The organism is Agromyces sp. NPDC029043 (assembly GCF_055564615.1).
Genome location: NZ_JBVHVX010000005.1, coordinates 61231 through 77613, shown reverse-complemented (window position 1 = coordinate 77613; position 16383 = coordinate 61231). Strand labels below are relative to the sequence as shown.

14 protein-coding genes are annotated in these 16383 nt (G+C 67.1%); 9 read left to right on the top strand and 5 right to left on the bottom strand.

Annotated elements, in window-relative coordinates; translation table 11 throughout:
* Positions 1–17: 17 nt before the first annotated feature.
* A complete protein-coding gene (locus ACZ4TW_RS08510; RefSeq protein ID WP_465542011.1) occupies positions 18–839 on the top strand; it encodes a MoaF C-terminal domain-containing protein in 822 nt (273 codons plus the stop codon).
* A 35-nt stretch (positions 840–874) separates the two neighbouring features.
* The gene (locus ACZ4TW_RS08505; protein ID WP_465542009.1) at positions 875–2290 is read left to right on the top strand and encodes an aldehyde dehydrogenase family protein; all 1416 of its coding nucleotides are present in this window, start codon (positions 875–877) and stop codon (positions 2288–2290) included.
* A 99-nt stretch (positions 2291–2389) separates the two neighbouring features.
* On the opposite strand, the gene ACZ4TW_RS08500 is transcribed toward ACZ4TW_RS08505, so the two are convergent.
* Complete coding sequence (locus tag ACZ4TW_RS08500; protein WP_465542007.1) at positions 2390–3667, bottom strand: glycosyltransferase; 1278 nt, start codon at positions 3665–3667, stop codon at positions 2390–2392.
* A gap of 85 nt (positions 3668–3752) precedes the next feature.
* Here ACZ4TW_RS08500 and ACZ4TW_RS08495 point away from each other — a divergent pair, with 85 nt between their 5' ends.
* Entirely contained in the window at positions 3753–4412 is a 660-nt protein-coding gene (locus ACZ4TW_RS08495) for a TetR/AcrR family transcriptional regulator (RefSeq protein ID WP_465542005.1), read from the top strand.
* Between the two features lie 179 nt (positions 4413–4591).
* Positions 4592–4987: a hypothetical protein gene (locus tag ACZ4TW_RS08490; protein WP_465542003.1), complete on the top strand. Its 396-nt coding sequence runs from the start codon at positions 4592–4594 to the stop codon at positions 4985–4987.
* Between the two features lie 87 nt (positions 4988–5074).
* On the opposite strand, the gene ACZ4TW_RS08485 is transcribed toward ACZ4TW_RS08490, so the two are convergent.
* Positions 5075–7696, bottom strand: a complete 2622-nt coding sequence (locus ACZ4TW_RS08485) for an ATP-dependent Clp protease ATP-binding subunit (protein WP_465542001.1) — start codon at positions 7694–7696, stop codon at positions 5075–5077.
* A 131-nt stretch (positions 7697–7827) separates the two neighbouring features.
* Here ACZ4TW_RS08485 and ACZ4TW_RS08480 point away from each other — a divergent pair, with 131 nt between their 5' ends.
* The 5 genes from ACZ4TW_RS08480 (at position 7828) to ACZ4TW_RS08460 (ending at position 13226) form a co-directional block, all read left to right on the top strand.
* Positions 7828–9375, top strand: a complete 1548-nt coding sequence (locus ACZ4TW_RS08480; RefSeq protein ID WP_465541999.1) for a P-loop ATPase, Sll1717 family — start codon at positions 7828–7830, stop codon at positions 9373–9375.
* A 128-nt stretch (positions 9376–9503) separates the two neighbouring features.
* Positions 9504–10349, top strand: coding sequence for a hypothetical protein (locus ACZ4TW_RS08475; protein WP_465541997.1), 846 nt, complete (start codon positions 9504–9506; stop codon positions 10347–10349).
* A 242-nt stretch (positions 10350–10591) separates the two neighbouring features.
* Positions 10592–11161, top strand: a complete 570-nt coding sequence (locus tag ACZ4TW_RS08470) for a hypothetical protein (RefSeq protein WP_465541996.1) — start codon at positions 10592–10594, stop codon at positions 11159–11161.
* A gap of 496 nt (positions 11162–11657) precedes the next feature.
* Positions 11658–12566, top strand: coding sequence for an alpha/beta fold hydrolase (locus ACZ4TW_RS08465; RefSeq protein ID WP_465541994.1), 909 nt, complete (start codon positions 11658–11660; stop codon positions 12564–12566).
* A 105-nt stretch (positions 12567–12671) separates the two neighbouring features.
* Positions 12672–13226: a TetR/AcrR family transcriptional regulator gene (locus ACZ4TW_RS08460; protein WP_465541992.1), complete on the top strand. Its 555-nt coding sequence runs from the start codon at positions 12672–12674 to the stop codon at positions 13224–13226.
* An 83-nt stretch (positions 13227–13309) separates the two neighbouring features.
* On the opposite strand, the gene ACZ4TW_RS08455 is transcribed toward ACZ4TW_RS08460, so the two are convergent.
* The 3 genes from ACZ4TW_RS08455 to ACZ4TW_RS08445 all read right to left on the bottom strand — a co-directional run bounded on the left by ACZ4TW_RS08455 (position 13310) and on the right by ACZ4TW_RS08445 (position 16302).
* Positions 13310–13888, bottom strand: a complete 579-nt coding sequence (locus tag ACZ4TW_RS08455) for a helix-turn-helix domain-containing protein (RefSeq protein ID WP_465541990.1) — start codon at positions 13886–13888, stop codon at positions 13310–13312.
* A 126-nt stretch (positions 13889–14014) separates the two neighbouring features.
* Positions 14015–15439, bottom strand: a complete 1425-nt coding sequence (locus tag ACZ4TW_RS08450; RefSeq protein ID WP_465541989.1) for an APC family permease — start codon at positions 15437–15439, stop codon at positions 14015–14017.
* Positions 15439–16302 (bottom strand): carbon-nitrogen hydrolase family protein, encoded by an 864-nt coding sequence (locus ACZ4TW_RS08445; RefSeq protein ID WP_465541987.1) that lies wholly within the window; start codon positions 16300–16302, stop codon positions 15439–15441. The genes ACZ4TW_RS08450 and ACZ4TW_RS08445 overlap by 1 nt, the downstream gene beginning before the upstream one ends.
* Between the last annotated feature and the right edge of the window lie 81 nt (positions 16303–16383).

Genomic DNA, 16383 nt, shown 5'->3' with positions numbered 1-16383 from the left:
CTTCGAAAGGATTCATCATGACCCACACCATCCAGACCACGCGCACCATCGACCAGGACTACGTGCCCGTCGACGAATGGCCCGACGTCACTGCCATGCTCGACGGCTTCGGCGAGCCCAGCCTTCCCGCGACCGACGACCTCGACGGCACCGCCGTCGACATCGTCTTCGACAACGGTTGGACCATCGCGCACCGCTTCGACGCCGGCTCGATCACCTGGACCATCACCGATGGCGAGGGCACCGGCATGACCGGCACCCACTCGTACCGGGCGGTCGAGGCTCGGCCGGGCCTGTACTTCGTCGACTTCATCAAGGGCGAGGGAGCGCATGCGAGCGACGTCTCGATGGTCATCGACCGCACCGACGGCCGCGTGATCGTCGCCGACTCGAGCTTCGTCGACCGCGCCGGCGCGGTGCGCATGCACACCGAACTGCTCACGGGCCGCGTCGCCGGCACCGGCATGGGCGAGATCGAGCCGCTGCGCCGGACGAGCGAGCTCGTGGGCAAGCGGATCTTCTACCGCTACAGCCCGACGGAGGCGTACGAGCACGTCTACCTGAACGGCGGCACGTTCCTGTGGCACTGCGTCCGCGGCGCCGAGCAGGGACTGGCCGACGTCGACCCTGCGAACGTGTACGAGGTGGGCGACGGCATCGTGCTGCTGCACTGGAGCGAGAGCGTGATGCCGGTCGAGTCAATCGTGCTCATCGACCTCGTCGAGGAGCGCTCGATCGGGCGGATGTTCTGCTGGGACGGCCCCACGCTCGCGCCGGTGCACCTGCCGTTCGACAGCCGCTTCACGGTCCTCAACGAGACCACCTATCCGACCGACTGACCGTCGACCCCCACACCTGTTCCACGGAGGAAACCATGTCCACCACACAGCCCATCACGATCCTCGAGATGGTCTCGGCCGACGAGACGAGCGGCCGCCCGATTCCGGATGCCGCGACGCGCGAGATCATCGGCTACGCACCGGTGCACACCGTCGACGATCTCGACGCCGCGATCGCCGCGGCCCGGGCGGCCCAGCCGGGCTGGGCTGCACTGGGGCACCGCGAGCGCAGCGCCATCCTGAACGCGATCGCCGATGACATCGAGGCGAACGCCGAGGAGCTCGCGGTGCTGCTCTCGCGCGAGCAGGGCAAGCCGCTCGACGGGCCGAACGCGCGATTCGAGGTCGGCGCCTGCGCCGCGTGGACGCGGAACGCGGCGGACACGCCCCTCGAGCCCGAGGTCGTGTTCGAGGATGGCGCCGCTCGCGCCGAACTGCACTACGACCCGCTCGGCGTCGTCGGCGCGATCGGCCCGTGGAACTGGCCCATGATGATCTCGGTCTGGCAGATCGCGCCGTCGCTGCGCATGGGCAACACCGTTGTCGTGAAGCCGAGCGAGTACACGCCGCTGTCGGTGCTCGCACTCGTCGAGGTCTTCAACCGCCACCTGCCCGAGGGTGTGCTCGCTGCCATCTCGGGCGACCGGCAGGTCGGCGCGGCGATCGCTGCGCACCCGGGGCTCGACAAGATCATGTTCACAGGGTCGACGGCGACCGGGCGCAAGATCGTCGAGTCGTCAGCGCACAACCTCGCGCGGCTGACGCTCGAACTCGGCGGCAACGACGCCGGCATCGTCCTTCCGGGCACGGATGTCGCGGCCATCGCCGAGAACCTCTTCTGGGGCTGCTTCATCAACAGTGGCCAGACGTGCGCGTCGCTCAAGCGCCTCTACGTGCACGACTCGGTCTACGACGAGGTCGTCGAGGCGCTCGCCGAGCTGGCGCGGGTCATGCCGATGGGCCGCGGGCTGGATGCCGGGAACGTGCTCGGCCCGCTGCAGAACGAGCAGCAGTTCGACATCGTGCGCCGCCTGGTCGACGACGCCCGGGGCCGCGGCGCGCGGGTGGTCGCGGGCGGCGAGCCCGCGCCCGAGCTCGGCCCGCTCTTCTACCGCGCCACCGTGGTGGCCGACATCGACGACGGCGCGGCGCTCGTCGACGAGGAGCAGTTCGGTCCCGTCATCCCGGTGATCCGCTACTCCGACGTCGAGGACGCGATCGCGCGCGCGAACGCCTCGGAGCAGGGACTCGGCGCCTCGGTGTGGTCGAGTGACCCGGACGAGGCCGTCGCGGTCGCCCGCCGCCTCCAGGCGGGCACGGTGTGGATCAACCAGCACGGAGCGCTGAACCCGAACATCCCGTTCGGCGGCACGAAGGCGTCGGGCTACGGCCACGAGTTCGGCATCCACGGCCTGAAGGCGGTGTCGTCGCCGAAGGTGATCTCGCGCTGATCGCAGGTGCGCGGAACGTGAACGCCCGGCCTCGCACGAGGCCGGGCGTACCGTTCGGCGCGTCTACGCCGCGGAACTCGCGCCCGCTCGCTGCGACACCTAGCGCGCGGCCGCGCGCTGTGCGACCCGCTGTTCGATCTCCTCGGCGAGGCCGTCGACGCCGCGCGATGCGCGGATCGCGGCCCCGATCCGGGCACTCGCGCTTCGGTACGAGGGGTCGGACAGCACCCGCTCGACGGCATCGGCGATCCGAGCCGCTGAGGGTCGGCGGGAGCCGAGGGAGACGCCTGCTCCCGACCAGGCAACCCGAGCCGCGATCTCTTTCTGATCAGCGACCCCGCCTCCGGCGATGATCGGCACGCCGTGCTCGAGCGCCGCGTGCACGCCGCCGTAGCCGCCATTCGTCACAAACGCGGCGCACCGGGGCAGGAGGTGGTCGTAGGGCAAGGATTCGGCTGAGAGCGCGTTTCCGGGCATTTCGGGTAGCGCCGAAACCGGCCGCCCTCCCGTGGCGACGACCACCTGAACGGGGCGGTCCGCCAGTCCGCGAAGTGCGGGCCCGATGAGCGTCTCGAAGTCCAGATTGAAGCTCGTGCCCTGGGTCAGGTGCACGATCGGACGATCAGGGTCCAATCGGTCCCACCATTCGGGCAGTTCAGCGCGGACCGGATGGGAGTGAGTCGGCGGGCCGAAGAACTCCATGTGGTCCGGAAGGTCGCTGCGGCGGTACTCGAATTCGGGCACCGTGAATTGCGCCATCAGATCGACATCGGTGATGACATCGAAGAACGCGCGGCCGCGTCGCTGATCGGGCACGCCGATCTGTGCGAAGAGCGTATCGGCGGCCGAGTTCAGCGGCTTCAGGAGTACCCGACCGTGAAACGAACTGAAGGCGCGGGCCGACACGCGTGCAACGGCGGTGCGCGATGGCCGAAGCCCGAGGCCGAACGGCCAGGTGTCTCGGCTTCCGAAAATCGGAACAGTGACGCCGCAGCTCACGAGCAGCGGACGGCTGCGTTCGTCCTCGGCGAAGAGCGCCACCATTCCGAGGAACGCGGTCTCGGCCAATACGGCGTCCGTGGGCTCCTCGGCGATCAACCGCCGAAGCAGGTCGACCTGCGCCGGCACGGTGGCGAAGAACTCATCTTTAATGTGGTTGATGTTCCTCGCCGTCCTGGAGTCGGGCGCTTGAAGGACTTCGTCGAAACCGGGCGACAGTTCGACGTACTCGGCTCCCGATGCACGGATCTCGGCCTCGAACGGTCGTCCGCCGATGAACCGGACACGCCATCCGCGGCGAACCAAACCCGCGGCAACCGCGAGCATGGGGCGGGTGTGGCCGGCTGCAGGGATGCTGGCGAGGATCACGCTGGTCATGGCGGCCTCCATGAGAAATCGTCGTTATGGGATATTATTCATCCGTATTACGTGTCGGTCAATACTGAAATGAGGAAACCTCGCCATGGCGAAGACGAGTCGCAGATACCACTCTCCGATCCGCCAGGAGCAGGCTGCGGAGACGCGGCGGCGCATCGTGCTTGCCGCCGCTGAGCTCTTCGCGGCCCAGGGTTACGTCTCGACGACACTCGCCGACATCGCCCGACGAGCCGGGGTGTCGATGGACACCGTCCGTACCGCCGGACCCAAGCGGCGCCTGCTCGAGGACGCCGCGACCGTCGCCACATTCGGCGCGCTCCAGCCCGAGGGCCCGCGCGACTGGACCGCGGACTTCGTCGCCGCCGGCCTCGACCTCTCCGATCGCGAACGATGGCTGGAAGGCGCCGTCGCCTTCGTGGCGCAGCTGAACGCCTCGACGGCAGGGATCTTCCGCGCGTGGGCGTCCGCGGCGGCGGACGATCCCGACGTCGCGGCGAGTTGGACTGCGCAGCAGGCGACCGTTCATCGGGAGTGGCGAGCACTTGTCCAGTGGGTGGACGACCGCGGGTGGATCACCTCGCAGATTCCGCTCGAACACATCGGCACGACGGCATGGCTCTTCACCCTCGCAGACACGTACGACCGCATGGTCGGTACTGGACTCATGGACGATGAGCGGTATCGCGCGTGGCTGCACGCCTCGCTGCGCAGTCTGTACTTCGGCGACGCGACGAAGAGCGATTAACGCGCCGGGGTGCGGAACGCGAATGCTCTGCGCCCGTTCGACTGCCCCGGCGCGAACTGGCGCCCAACGTTCGCACGTCTCGTGTTCCGGGGACCTTGGTCACCACCGTCGAGGTCCGTGCGGCGTAGCGTCTCGACCGAACGTGGATGAGGCACTCGCCTCACGTGACGGAGAAGCCGATGGCGCAGATGCGGGACACTGCCAGCAGCCTCGAGGCGATCAGACTCGTCAGCGACTGGGCGAAATGGCTCGTGACGATCGAGACGGCCGTCATCGCCATCATCGGCGCATCCTTCACCGGCGAGGCGGCGGTGCCATCGTCGGCGAAGTGGCTCGGAACGTTCGCGATCTGCAGCTTCGCCATCTCGATCATCGCCGCGGCCATGCTCTTGCTGACCCTCCCCGAGATCGCGCAGTTCCTCAGGCCGGACCAGAACATCTGGCTGACCCGGGACAGCGTCGCCGGCCGGTTGCTGCACGTGAACAGCCAGTTCCTCGCCCTCGCCGAATCGGTCTTCTTCGGGTTGGGTCTCCTGCTCGTGGTCGCGATGATCCTGACCTCGATCTGGTCGTAGCGCCGGCTCGAACGGCGAAGGCCCGGTCTCCATGGGAGAGCCGGGCCTTCGCAGATCCCGGTACTTCGGTACCGCGATCCGAGGTGGTTACGCTGCCTGCTCGAGCGACACCGTCGCGTTCGGCACGGATGCCACGACGAACGCGCCGTCCGCGGCATCCACCCGCACCGCCTCGCCGTCGCCGAGGGCGCCGGTGACGAAGAGGTCGGCGATGCGGTCGTCGATTTCACGCTGGATCAGGCGACGCAGCGGGCGGGCACCGTACTCGGGCTCGTAGCCGCGCTCCGCGAGGAGCGCCACCGCGGCATCCGTCACCTCGAAGCCGATCTCACGAGCGGCCAGCCGGCGCTCGGTCGCGCCCAGCATGAGCCGCACGATCTGACCGATCTCAGAAGCCGAGAGCTTCTGGAACAGCACGATCTCGTCGATGCGGTTCAGGAACTCCGGCCGCATGGCCTCACGCACCTTGCCCATCACGCGAGCGCGCACGTCGTCAGCAGACGAGAACCCCGAGCCATCCGTCGACGCGACGAAGCCGAGCGCACCCGACCGCGACGCGAGGAACTCCGAACCGAGGTTCGAGGTCATGATGACCACCGTGTTGCGGAAGTCGACCGTGCGACCCTGGCCGTCGGTCAGGCGTCCGTCGTCGAGCACCTGCAGCAGCAGGTTGAACACGTCGGGGTGCGCCTTCTCGATCTCGTCGAACAGCACGATCGAGTACGGGTTGCGCCGCACGCGCTCGGTGAGCTGGCCGGCCTCGTCGTAGCCGACGTAACCGGGAGGGGCGCCCACGAGCCGCGACACGGTGTGCCGCTCGCCGAACTCGCTCATGTCGAAACGGATGATCGCGCCCTCGTCGTCGAACAGCGACGACGCCAGCGCCCGCGCCAGCTCGGTCTTGCCGACGCCGGTCGGTCCGAGGAACAGGAACGACCCGACGGGCCGGCGCGCGTCGCCCATGCCGGTGCGGTTGCGGCGCACCGAGCGGGCGACGGCGGTGACCGCGTCATCCTGCCCGATGACCCGGGCGTGCAGCTCGCCCTCGAGGTTCGCAAGGCGCTCGCGCTCGCCCTCGGTGACGCGGTTGACCGGGATGCCGGTGGCCCGCGAGATCACGGCGGCGATCTGCGGCTCGTCGACGACGGTCGCGTTCGCGGCATCCGACGAACCGGATGCCACGGCACGACCCTGCGCGGCCGCCTTCTCGGTTGCGTCATCCAGCCGCTCCTGCACCTTCGCGATCTCGTCGCGGATGCGCGACGCCTCTTCGTAGTGCTCGGCGCGGACGGCCGCGTTCTTGTCGGCCTCGAGCTCCGCCAGGCGCTCGATGAGCGCGGAGACATCGACCTTCACGCCCAGCTTGAGGCGCAGGCGCGCGCCGGCCTGGTCGATGAGGTCGATGGCCTTGTCGGGCAGCACGCGGTCGGTGAGGTACCGGGCGCTGAGCTCGACGGCGGCACGGAGGGCGTCGTCGGTGTAGGTGACGCCGTGGTGCTCCTCGTACGCGGGGCGCAGGCCCTGCAGGATGAGCACGGAATCCTCGATCGAGGGCTCCCCCACGCGAACCGGCTGGAACCGGCGCTCGAGCGCGGGGTCCTTCTCGATGGTGCGGTACTCCTTGAGCGTGGTCGCACCCACGAGGTGCAGCTCGCCGCGGGCGAGGCGGGGCTTCAGGATGTTGCCCGCGTCCATGCCGCCCTCACCGGCACCACCGGCGCCGACGACGGTGTGCACCTCGTCGATGAACACGATGAGCTCGCCCCGGTGCTCGGCGATCTCCTCCATCGTCTTGGTGAGGCGCTCCTCGAAGTCGCCGCGGTAGCGGGTGCCGGCGAGCATGCCGGGCAGGTCGAGTGCGACGACCCGCTTGCCGAGCAGCGCCTCAGGCACGTTCTCCTCGACGATCGCGCGGGCCAGGCCCTCGACGATCGCGGTCTTGCCGACGCCGGCCTCGCCGATCAGCACGGGGTTGTTCTTCGTACGGCGGCTGAGGATCTCAATGGTCTGCTCGATCTCGTCGGCACGGCCGATCACGGGGTCGAGCTCGCCGTTCATGGCGCGCTCGGTGAGGTCCATGGCGAACTTGTCGAGCATGGGGGTGCTCGACTCCCCCTCCGTCGGTCGAGTAGGCGCGCCAGCGCCGTCCTCCGTGGGTCGAGTAGGCGCGCCAGCGCCGTATCGAGACCCGTCCTCGCCGAGGCCCTCAGCGAGCGCCTCGGCGGTCACGCCGGCGCGCGCGAGCACCTGCCCGGCGGGGGCGTCCTGCCCCAGCACGAGCGCGAAGAAGAGGTGCTCGGGGTCGATGTACGTCGACCCGCTCGAGCGTGCGACCTGGTACGCGTGGAACAGCGCACGGCTGGCGCTCGGCGTGATCATGGCCGAGTTGACGTCGGCGGTGTCGGATGCCGCGGGCAGCCGAGCCTCGGTCGCCGTGATGATGCGCTCGGGGCTCGCGCCGACGCGCGTGATCGCCTGCGCGACGGACTCGTCCTCGACGATGACGCGCAGGATGTGCAGCGCGTCGAGCTCGGTCTGCCCGCGCTCGAGCGCGAAGCGTCCGGCGCGCTGCAGGATGCTCTGGGTGCGCGAGGTCAGGAACCGGCTGAGGTCGATCGACCGCGCCTGCCTGGCCTGCTCACCCGCGAGGTAGCGGGCGAGGAACTCGTCGAACGAGCTCGCTCCGGCCTCGTTGAAGTTGTCGGGCACCTAGGTCCTCCTGGGGGAACTTGAGTTGGGTACGCTCAAGTTCAACGCAGATCGAGCGACCCTATTCCCAACGGCCACGACTCGCGATGCCCAAGCAACTCCCCCGCCGAGCGTCCCCATAGTCTTCGAGGATGAGCGATATGCCGAATGGGGCCGCCAGTGGGCGCCGACGTCGCTACCGAGGCTCTACCGCCGCGTCGTCCGCACATGGGACGCTGCCAGGGCTGGACCTCCGGAGTCTCTACTTCGGTCGCGCTTCCGCAGAGAACGAGGTGCAGGAGGATCGGGGGAGGTTCCTGCGAACCTACCTTGACAGGCACGACCTGCCGCGCCGCGTTGAGAAGCATGAAGTCTTCCTTCTCCTAGGACCGAAGGGGTCAGGCAAGAGCGCGTCGGCTTGGTTTGTCGCTCTTAGCTGGGTCGACGTTCTCGGTGAGGAATCCGTCTTCCATAAGTACGTCGACTTCGATGAGTTGAATCGGACAGAAACCCCGCTTTCAGCCCTGGACAAGAAGCTCGTCAGTGCGGACGTCGCCTTTCTGACGGACTCTGCATGGAGGCTCTTCCTCGGAATTCGCCTACTCGAATCACTGATTGCAGACGCCGGATGCTCTCTTTCTCGGGATCCAAAGACGCTCGATTTTCTTCGACGCCTCCGAGAGACCGGCCTCGCGAGCGACGATTACCCGAAGGTGCTGCGACGGGTGCGCGAGCGAAAGGCGTTCTCTAGCCTCGCATCTTTTCTGACCATTGGGCAAAATAGCACTGATTCGGATGCCATTAGCCCCGGACAGATCGCAGACGCAGTCTTGGATCTGGTGATTCACGCGGAAACCCCGAACCGGCACCTCTTATCGATCGATGGCCTTGACAAGGCCATTACTCAAAACGACTCGTACTGGCAAACCCTTGCCGCTCTTATTCGAGTAGCAGATCAAATAAATCGCCGCCTCTACAACACTACGCACGCGTACGTTCTTGTCATGTGTCGCAGCGACGTATTTAGGCGCGTTCCGTTCGCAGATGGCCCGAAGATCGCCGCCGATTCGTCGGTGAGCGTCGAGTGGGGCGCTGAGGCCGCGAACCCACGGGACGTCCTTCTATGGAGGTACCTGGCTTCAAAAGCAGAAATCGATACCAACACCCTTTTCGCCTACTTGCCAAAATACGTTCGAGTCGGTGAAGATCGAGGGGCGGTATCAGCGGAACGTTTCATTCTAGATTTCACACGCTATACCCCTCGAGACATGAGCGTCCTCTTTCGAACGCTGCAGGAGACAACCGAGCCTGGGACGCGTATCAGTGGTGCACAAGTTCGCATTGCAGCGGATAGATTTGCGTCTAACCATCTCTTCCAAGAAATACTGGCCGAGGCAACCGGCCTTCTGCCCACCGAGGTAATACAGCGCATTCCGAGCGTGCTCGGAAAGCTGAAACGGAAGTTCAGCCGCAAGGAATTCGCGGAAGCGATAAACGAGGCGGGGATCGGCGGCGGAACGGACGTGCAGCGTCTAGGTGAATACCTCTTCGTCCAAGGTGCCATTGGTAACTACCGCCCAGACGCAGGCTATATACAATTTTACCACCGACGCGATTCTTACGCGTTCTCAAGCCAGGGCCCTTGGGTCATGCACACCGGCTTGGTGTATGCACTAAATCTTCCTTGGAATGGCCTGTAGCTCCCGCGGCGCAGTAGTATTCGCCAGGCTACTTGCAGCACCCGCGGCGCGCAGCCGACGACAGGGCAAGGTCGTCGACGAGGGCATCCGCCGCCCGCAGCGCCCCGGCATCGGGCAGAATGTGAGACGTGCCGGAGCTCAAGTTTGCGGAGTACCGCTTATACCTCAGTCAGCGTCAAGAGGCAAACACCGCAATCATGGCCTTGCTCGCCGGATCACAACTCGCTGCAAACACGTTGGCGTTGACACGCGGGTCGTCACGACCTCTGGCGGAGATTTTCCCCGGTGTCCGCCACATTCGCCGCTTCAACTTGGCCTCGGATGAGGCTAGTTCGATCCTCATACACGCTGAGCAGCACCTTGGAAGCATGGTATTCCCGTACGTACTGGCCATCCACGAGAACCTCCAACGAAGCTTCCTGATGTTGCTCGCAGAAGCCGGCCTGATGTCCCGAAAGCAGGCTCGCGAAACTTCGATCGCGCGCACGCACGAGGCGTTCGAAACGGCGGCAGGTAGCGCACTACCTGCGCCAACCCTCGAGCTATTCCATCTGCTCCGGCTCATGCGCAATAATCTTGTCCACTCTGGCGGAGTGATCGAGCAGCGCTTGGAGACGTGTGCGAAGTCGCTGTCGGACGACGCTGCATCTCAATGGCAGAAGGTGGCGAGTAAGGGCGTGCCTACGCTGACCATGGGCGACCGGCTAGAGCTGGGGCACGATGAGATTGTAGCGGCGCTCGCGGTGACCAAGCGGCTCGCCAATCAGATGAATGAGATCGCCGCGGAAGCGTACCCGCGCGGCCGCTGGGTGGAGAGACTGCTGAAGGACGTGGAGGCCCACGGGGGTATTCGCGGCAATGATTCGCAGCGTCTCAGGCGGGTGACCGGCTTCGCGCGCATGAACTACGCTCCGCTCAACCTGACGGACGACGAGCTAGAGGCAGCCTTGGTGAAGGCTGGATTGATTAGCTGAGCTCATACGAAAAGAGTGGGGCTCTACCAGTTAAGCTACGGCTTCATGGAGTGAAGCCGCGGGGACTCGAACCTCGTCCTCCCACTTTTCGTGGAGTCCCGACCATGATGCCGATCGCTGCTGAAGCAGACTCCCAGCGAAATGCTACCACTCCCGCCGCCACCGACCCTCCCCATGCGCATCCCCGTGCGGCCCGCGCACAAACCGATTGCGCCCGGTACCGGGTCGCTTAGAGTACGCGCATGGACACCGAGTTCTGGCTCGAGGCTATGCGCGACCTCGCGCTTCTCGTCGCCGGATCGGTTCTGACTCTGGTCGGTGCCGCGATTTCTCACAAGTACTCACGCGATCGTGATGCCGAGGCACGGGCCGATGACCGACATCGGGAGTCGGAGGCGCGCCAACGCGGAGCTCTCGAGCGGAGCCGCGAGGCAGTCTTCGATCTGTATGTATCGGCGCGAGATCAGGCCGACGGCGGGGAGCGTCAACGCGTGAAGTTCGACTCAGCATCTCTGTTGGATGCCGAGTCCCGAGCGTACTTGATCGCGGATGAAGAGCTACGGGCGGTTATCCTTGGCGTTCTAGGTGCGCTAAGGGGCCTAGGTGCCGCTGTCCAGAACGGATCCCTCGAAGGGTCGCCGGTGCATCTCCAAGTGCAGTCCCTTTACAGTGCGCTGCAGCTCCTCAGCGCCCGGTTGCGCGGGGACGAGGATCTTCCGGCGAAGCATCTTGAGTTCGCAACGGACGTGGGTGACAAGACGTCGAAGGCCTGGGCCGACCTGATCAAGAACGGGCAGGCCGAGAGGGCCTGACGCCACCCCGGGCCCTTTCACGCCACATCGACCTCAATCGTCCTCCGACTTCCATCGCAGGTCAGCAAGGGGACCTGCCCGACAGGTGGGTCGACTCCGACCATCCGATAACACTGCGCGCTTGGTAGAACATCCATTCTCAGCGGTGATGAGCATCTCTCGGGCGCCCACGAGCCGTTCAGCGCCGACGCGGCTTGAGTCCCAGCGCGGCGAATCGCCTGGGCTCGCGGCGTTTCATGCCGGTATCGCAATCAATTGCTCAGCCATCCACGCCGCGCGACCGCGCATGTCGGAAGGGTGAAGCACCTTTGTGGTGCCGGCGACCCTGAAGTCTGTTCTGCGCCGGTGTCCTCACCTCGCCGGATACGGCGAATCGCAGGGCGGTTTATGCACTCAGCCGATACCGCCTCGCACCGTAGAGGTGTCGTGCGGGTGTGGCAAGCGCACCATCCGCTGTACTATAAACATAGTAACCCGCACCGACGAAGGAGTCGTCATGCGTGCACCTGAACCTCACCACCACTCGGTCGCCGCACCGGCGGATCTCGCACCGCCGCTGCCCGAGGCATCCGGATTCGAGCACCTCATCGTCGAGACCCCGGGCCTGCGCACCCACGTCGCCATCGTGGGCGACGGTGAACCCGTCGTCATGCTCCACGGCTTCCCGCTGCATTGGTGGCAGTGGCATCAGGTCGCGCCGCTGATCGCCGAGCAGGGCTACCGCGTGATTTGTCCCGACCTTCGCGGTGCCGGCTGGACCGCAGCCGACGACCCCGGCATCGAGCGCGAGACGCGACTGCACGACCTGCTCGCCCTCTTCGAGCCGCTCGGCGTCGAACGTGCGCACCTCGTCAGTCACGACATGGGGGCGATCACCGCGATGCAGCTCGCCTACGCCCACCCCGAACGCGTGGGGAGGGCGGTTCAGCTCTCGGTGCCGCCCGGATTCATCTCGTTCAGCCCCAGACTCGTCGCCGCCTTCCGGCACATGCCGAAGCTGCTCTGGCATCGCCCCGGCAGCTCGCTCCGGGGCGTGTGGGCCGATCAGTACAACGCGAGACGGACGCCGGAGGCGGAGATCGACGCGCACCTTGCGCCCATGCAGCGCCCCGCCATCGACCAGGCGGTCCGCGCGCTCTACCGGGGCATGGTGATCCCCGAGTCGATGCGGCTGAGCCGTGGCGTGTACAAGCGGATGCGCCTGACCGTCCCGACGCTCTTCGCCTTCGGCCGGGTCGACACCAGGTTCGACGAGCAGCTCATCCGCCGCCTCTGCGCGAACCCCGAGCGATACGCCGACGACGTTGAGTTCGCCTTCGTCGACGACGGGGGCAAGCTCCTCCCCGCCGAGGCTCCCGACGCGGTCGCGAATCTCACGCTCGACTGGATCCGGCGAGACGACTGAGCCCGGCCCGCCGACCCCGACCAGCGGATGCCACGGCGCACGGATGCCACGCCGCCACGCGCGCTCGTGCGAAACTCGTCGACGTACGCGACGTGAGGGGCGCCGATGGCTGCGACAACCAGGGAGCGAGCCCTCGAGGCGGCGGTCGAGGTCCTCGGAACCGACGGCGTGCGGGCACTCAGCCACGCGCGCGTCGATCAACGGGCCGGGCTGCCCGCCGGGTCGACCTCGAACTGGTTCCGCACCCGGCGGGCCCTGCTGGCCGGCATCATCGACTGGATGGCCGAACTCGAGCGCGCCGACTTCAGGCCCGAGCTGCTCGAGCAGCCGACGCCCGACTCTCTCGCCGAGGGACTCTGCGCCGTGCTGCTCGCGCAGACCGGCCCGGCCGCGACGCGCACCCGGGCGCGCTACGCGCTCTTCGTCGAACTCGCCGCCGACCCCGAGCTCCTCGAACCACTGCGCCGCCAGCGTCGCGAGTTCGAGCAGTGGACCGACCGGCTCGTGGCTGCAGCCGGCATCCCCGACCCCGTGCCCGCGGCACGCGCCCTCATGGCGCTCGGGGATGGGCTGGTGCTGCACCGACTCACGGTCGACCCCGAGCTCGACGTGCGCCCTGCCGTTGAGCGCGCCGTGCGGGCGCTCGCGGCGACGGGCTGAGCCGACTCCTCCGCTGCTCGTTTTCGCTCCGGGATCGGCCATGCCTGCCTGTCCGTCGACGTCGAGGGGCGCTCGTCGCGGGTTCACACACTCTCGAGGGAGTCGCGCCAGACCAGTACGCCGTGCTCGAGGAACTCCGCAGGGACCTCCTCGCGAGGCGGAGGCAGGTCGAATGGACTGGCGCGTAGCTGGCGCGCACGCTCGAGGCGGCGGGTCGGGGCACCAGTCCACTCGGGGGTGGGCACGCCCTCTTGGTTGAGCCGGTAGTCGACGAGCGCCGCGATCGCGGCATCCCACGTCTTCGAACCTGTCAGCTCGGGCTCGGTGATGGCCAGGATGCCGCGCAGCAGGCCACGTTCACCCACGAGATGGTCGTTCATCTGAATGAAGAACCGGAACGCCAGCGCCCGGTCGTTCCGCCCGAGCGCGTGCCGGATCTCTGCGGCGATCGTCGCGACGTCGTCGCGCGTGGTCGCCGCCGCGTAGAGCCGGTGCCCTGCCCCCGCCAGGAGGCGGCTCGCGGTGTCGAAGCGCGGATCCTCGTGCGCGTTCTCCGCGATCGCGACACGGCTCTGCGAAACGCCGGCGCGGCGTGCGAGCTCCCGTTGGGAGAGACGCCGGGACCGACGCGCGGAACGGACCAGCGCTGCAATGTCGGGCATGCAAACCTCCATTTGATCCGGTAAACAGGATCATATCACCGCGATTGGTGGGACGAGGAAGGTCGCGAAGATGAAGGCGCCGGTCGGATGCTGCGCTGCCGCGACATCCGACCGGCCGATGCCTACTCAGGGCGCGGTCTTCACGCCCTCCGGCAGATCGACTGCCTCGTCGGCGAACTCCTGGTCGAGCGACGGCACCGGCCGCCGGAACCACCGCGTCGCGAAGGCCAGGACGACCACGCCGAGCGCCAGCCACGCCCCGCCGAGCACGAACGCGATGTCGTGCAGCTGCGAGAACAGGAACAGGTCGACGGCGACACCGACCGCCGGAACCAGGCTGAGCAGCGAGGAGGCGGCACCGCTCCGGCGGTCGCGCGTGCGCCAGATCCAGACGAGGAACGACAGGTTGACGAGCGCGAAGGCGAGGAACGCGCCGAAGTTGATGAGCGCCGTCGCCTGCGCGATGTCGAGCAGCATGCCGATGAGGCCGATCCCCGCGATGATGAGGATGTTCACCCACGGCACGCTGAACATGTTCAGCCGCCCGAAGACACTGCGGGGCAGGACCCCGTCGCGTCCGATGACGAACAGCAGGCGGCTCGAGGTCGCCTGGATGGCGAGGCCCGAACCGAACGCGGCGATGACGGCGACCAGGTTGTTGATGTTCGCGAACGTCTCGCCGCCGGCGAGGACCTGCAGGGTGTACCCGGCGATGTCGGGGTTGTCGAAGTCGCCGCCCGGGTGCATGCGCTGCATGAGGAACGACATGAGCACGAAGATGCCACCGCCGATGAGGACCACGAGCAGGATGGCGCGCGGGATGTTCCGCCGCGCATCGCGGGCCTCCTCGCTCAGCGTGCTGACGGCGTCGAAGCCGAGGAACGAGTAGGCGGCCACCGCAGCGGCGGCGCCGATGGCGAGCACCGACGTGTCGCCGTTCCAGAACGCCTCGCCGGGTTCGGCCGCGGGACCGGATCCGCTCACGAGGTACCCGACGATCACGACGGCCGTGACCGCGACCGAGGCCAGCGCGACGATCGTGAACCACTTATTGACGCGGTCGGCGAGGGTGATGCCGAGCAGGTTGATGATCGTGGTGGGCACGATGTTGATCAGCACCCACCCCCAGAGCGGGATGCCCGGGAATTGCGCGTTGAGGTAGATCGACTGGATGAGCCACGCGACCATCGGCAGGAACAGGTAGTCGAGGAGGATTACCCATCCCGCGAAGAAGCCGAGATGCCGTCCCAGGATCTTCCCGACGTAGCTGTACGACGAACCCGCGGTCGGGTAGTTGCGCGCGAGGACCGCGTACGAGACGGCCGTGAGACCCATCGCGATCGTCGCGACCAGGTAGGCCGTCGGAGCCACTCCGCCGCTCTCGGCGGAGACGACCCCGAACGTCGAAGTGACGATCCCGGGCGCCATGTAGGCGAGCCCGAAGAAGATGAGGCCGGCGAGGCCGAGGCGCGGCAGGAGGCGGCGCGCGGCCGGGTGCGCCGCCTCGGATGCGGGTGGCGCCGAGGCGGGCGAAGTGGACGATGCGGTCATCAGCTGTTCTCCTTCGAACGGGGTTGCCAGGTCGACGGCTCGATGTGGCCGCCGTAGAGGGGAAGAGGGATCGAGGCGTCGTCGGCCCGGAACTGCGACCACGGGCGGGAGACACCGGCCGTGCCGAACTCGCGGGTCTGCGCCGTGGCGGCGAAGTCGACGACCGCGGTCAGGATCTCCTCCGACGCGTCGGGAGAGCTCGCCCGCACCGAGCCGTTCGGATCGACGACGAGCGAACGTCCGCGCCCGGTCGGGGCGGCCGCGTTGACCGACGCGATCCAGACCTGGTTCATGATCGCGTTGCCCCGCACGATCGCGAGTTCCTGTTCCCGATCGGATGTCGCGGTCTGCACCAGGTTGAGCACGAGGTCGGCACCGAGCCACGCGAGGTGCCTCGTGTGCTCGGGGAACCAGATGTCGTAGCAGATCGAGATGCCGACCCGGCCGTAGCCGGGCAGCTCGAAGACCTCGAACCGGTCGCCGGGCACGGTCTGCTCGAGCGGACGCCAGGGGAACATCTTGCGGTAGGTGGCGACCCGCTCCCCCGACGGTGAGAACACGAGCGCCGTGTTGTGGATGGCACCGTCGTCGCCGCGCTCGTAGATCGAGCCGGGCACGAGCCACACCCCGAGTTCCCGGGCGAGCGCGGACAGCTCGCCGACGGCGTCGTCATCGATCGCGCGGGCGCCCGACTCGGGGTCGACATGGGTCGACATCGGCTCGAGGTGGAACTCGGGCAGCACCCAGAGGGCAGCGGATGGCACTCGCTGCACCAGTCCGCGCATGCGGGCGCCGAACGCGGCCACATCGAACCGTTCTTCGGCGGCCGCCTGCACGAGCGCCACGATGAGGCTCTGCGTCATCACAGTCATCCATTCGTTGAAAAAACTTTGACGAAAGAATGTCACCTCGATCGCGATTCGTCAAACAAACATGGAAGAATT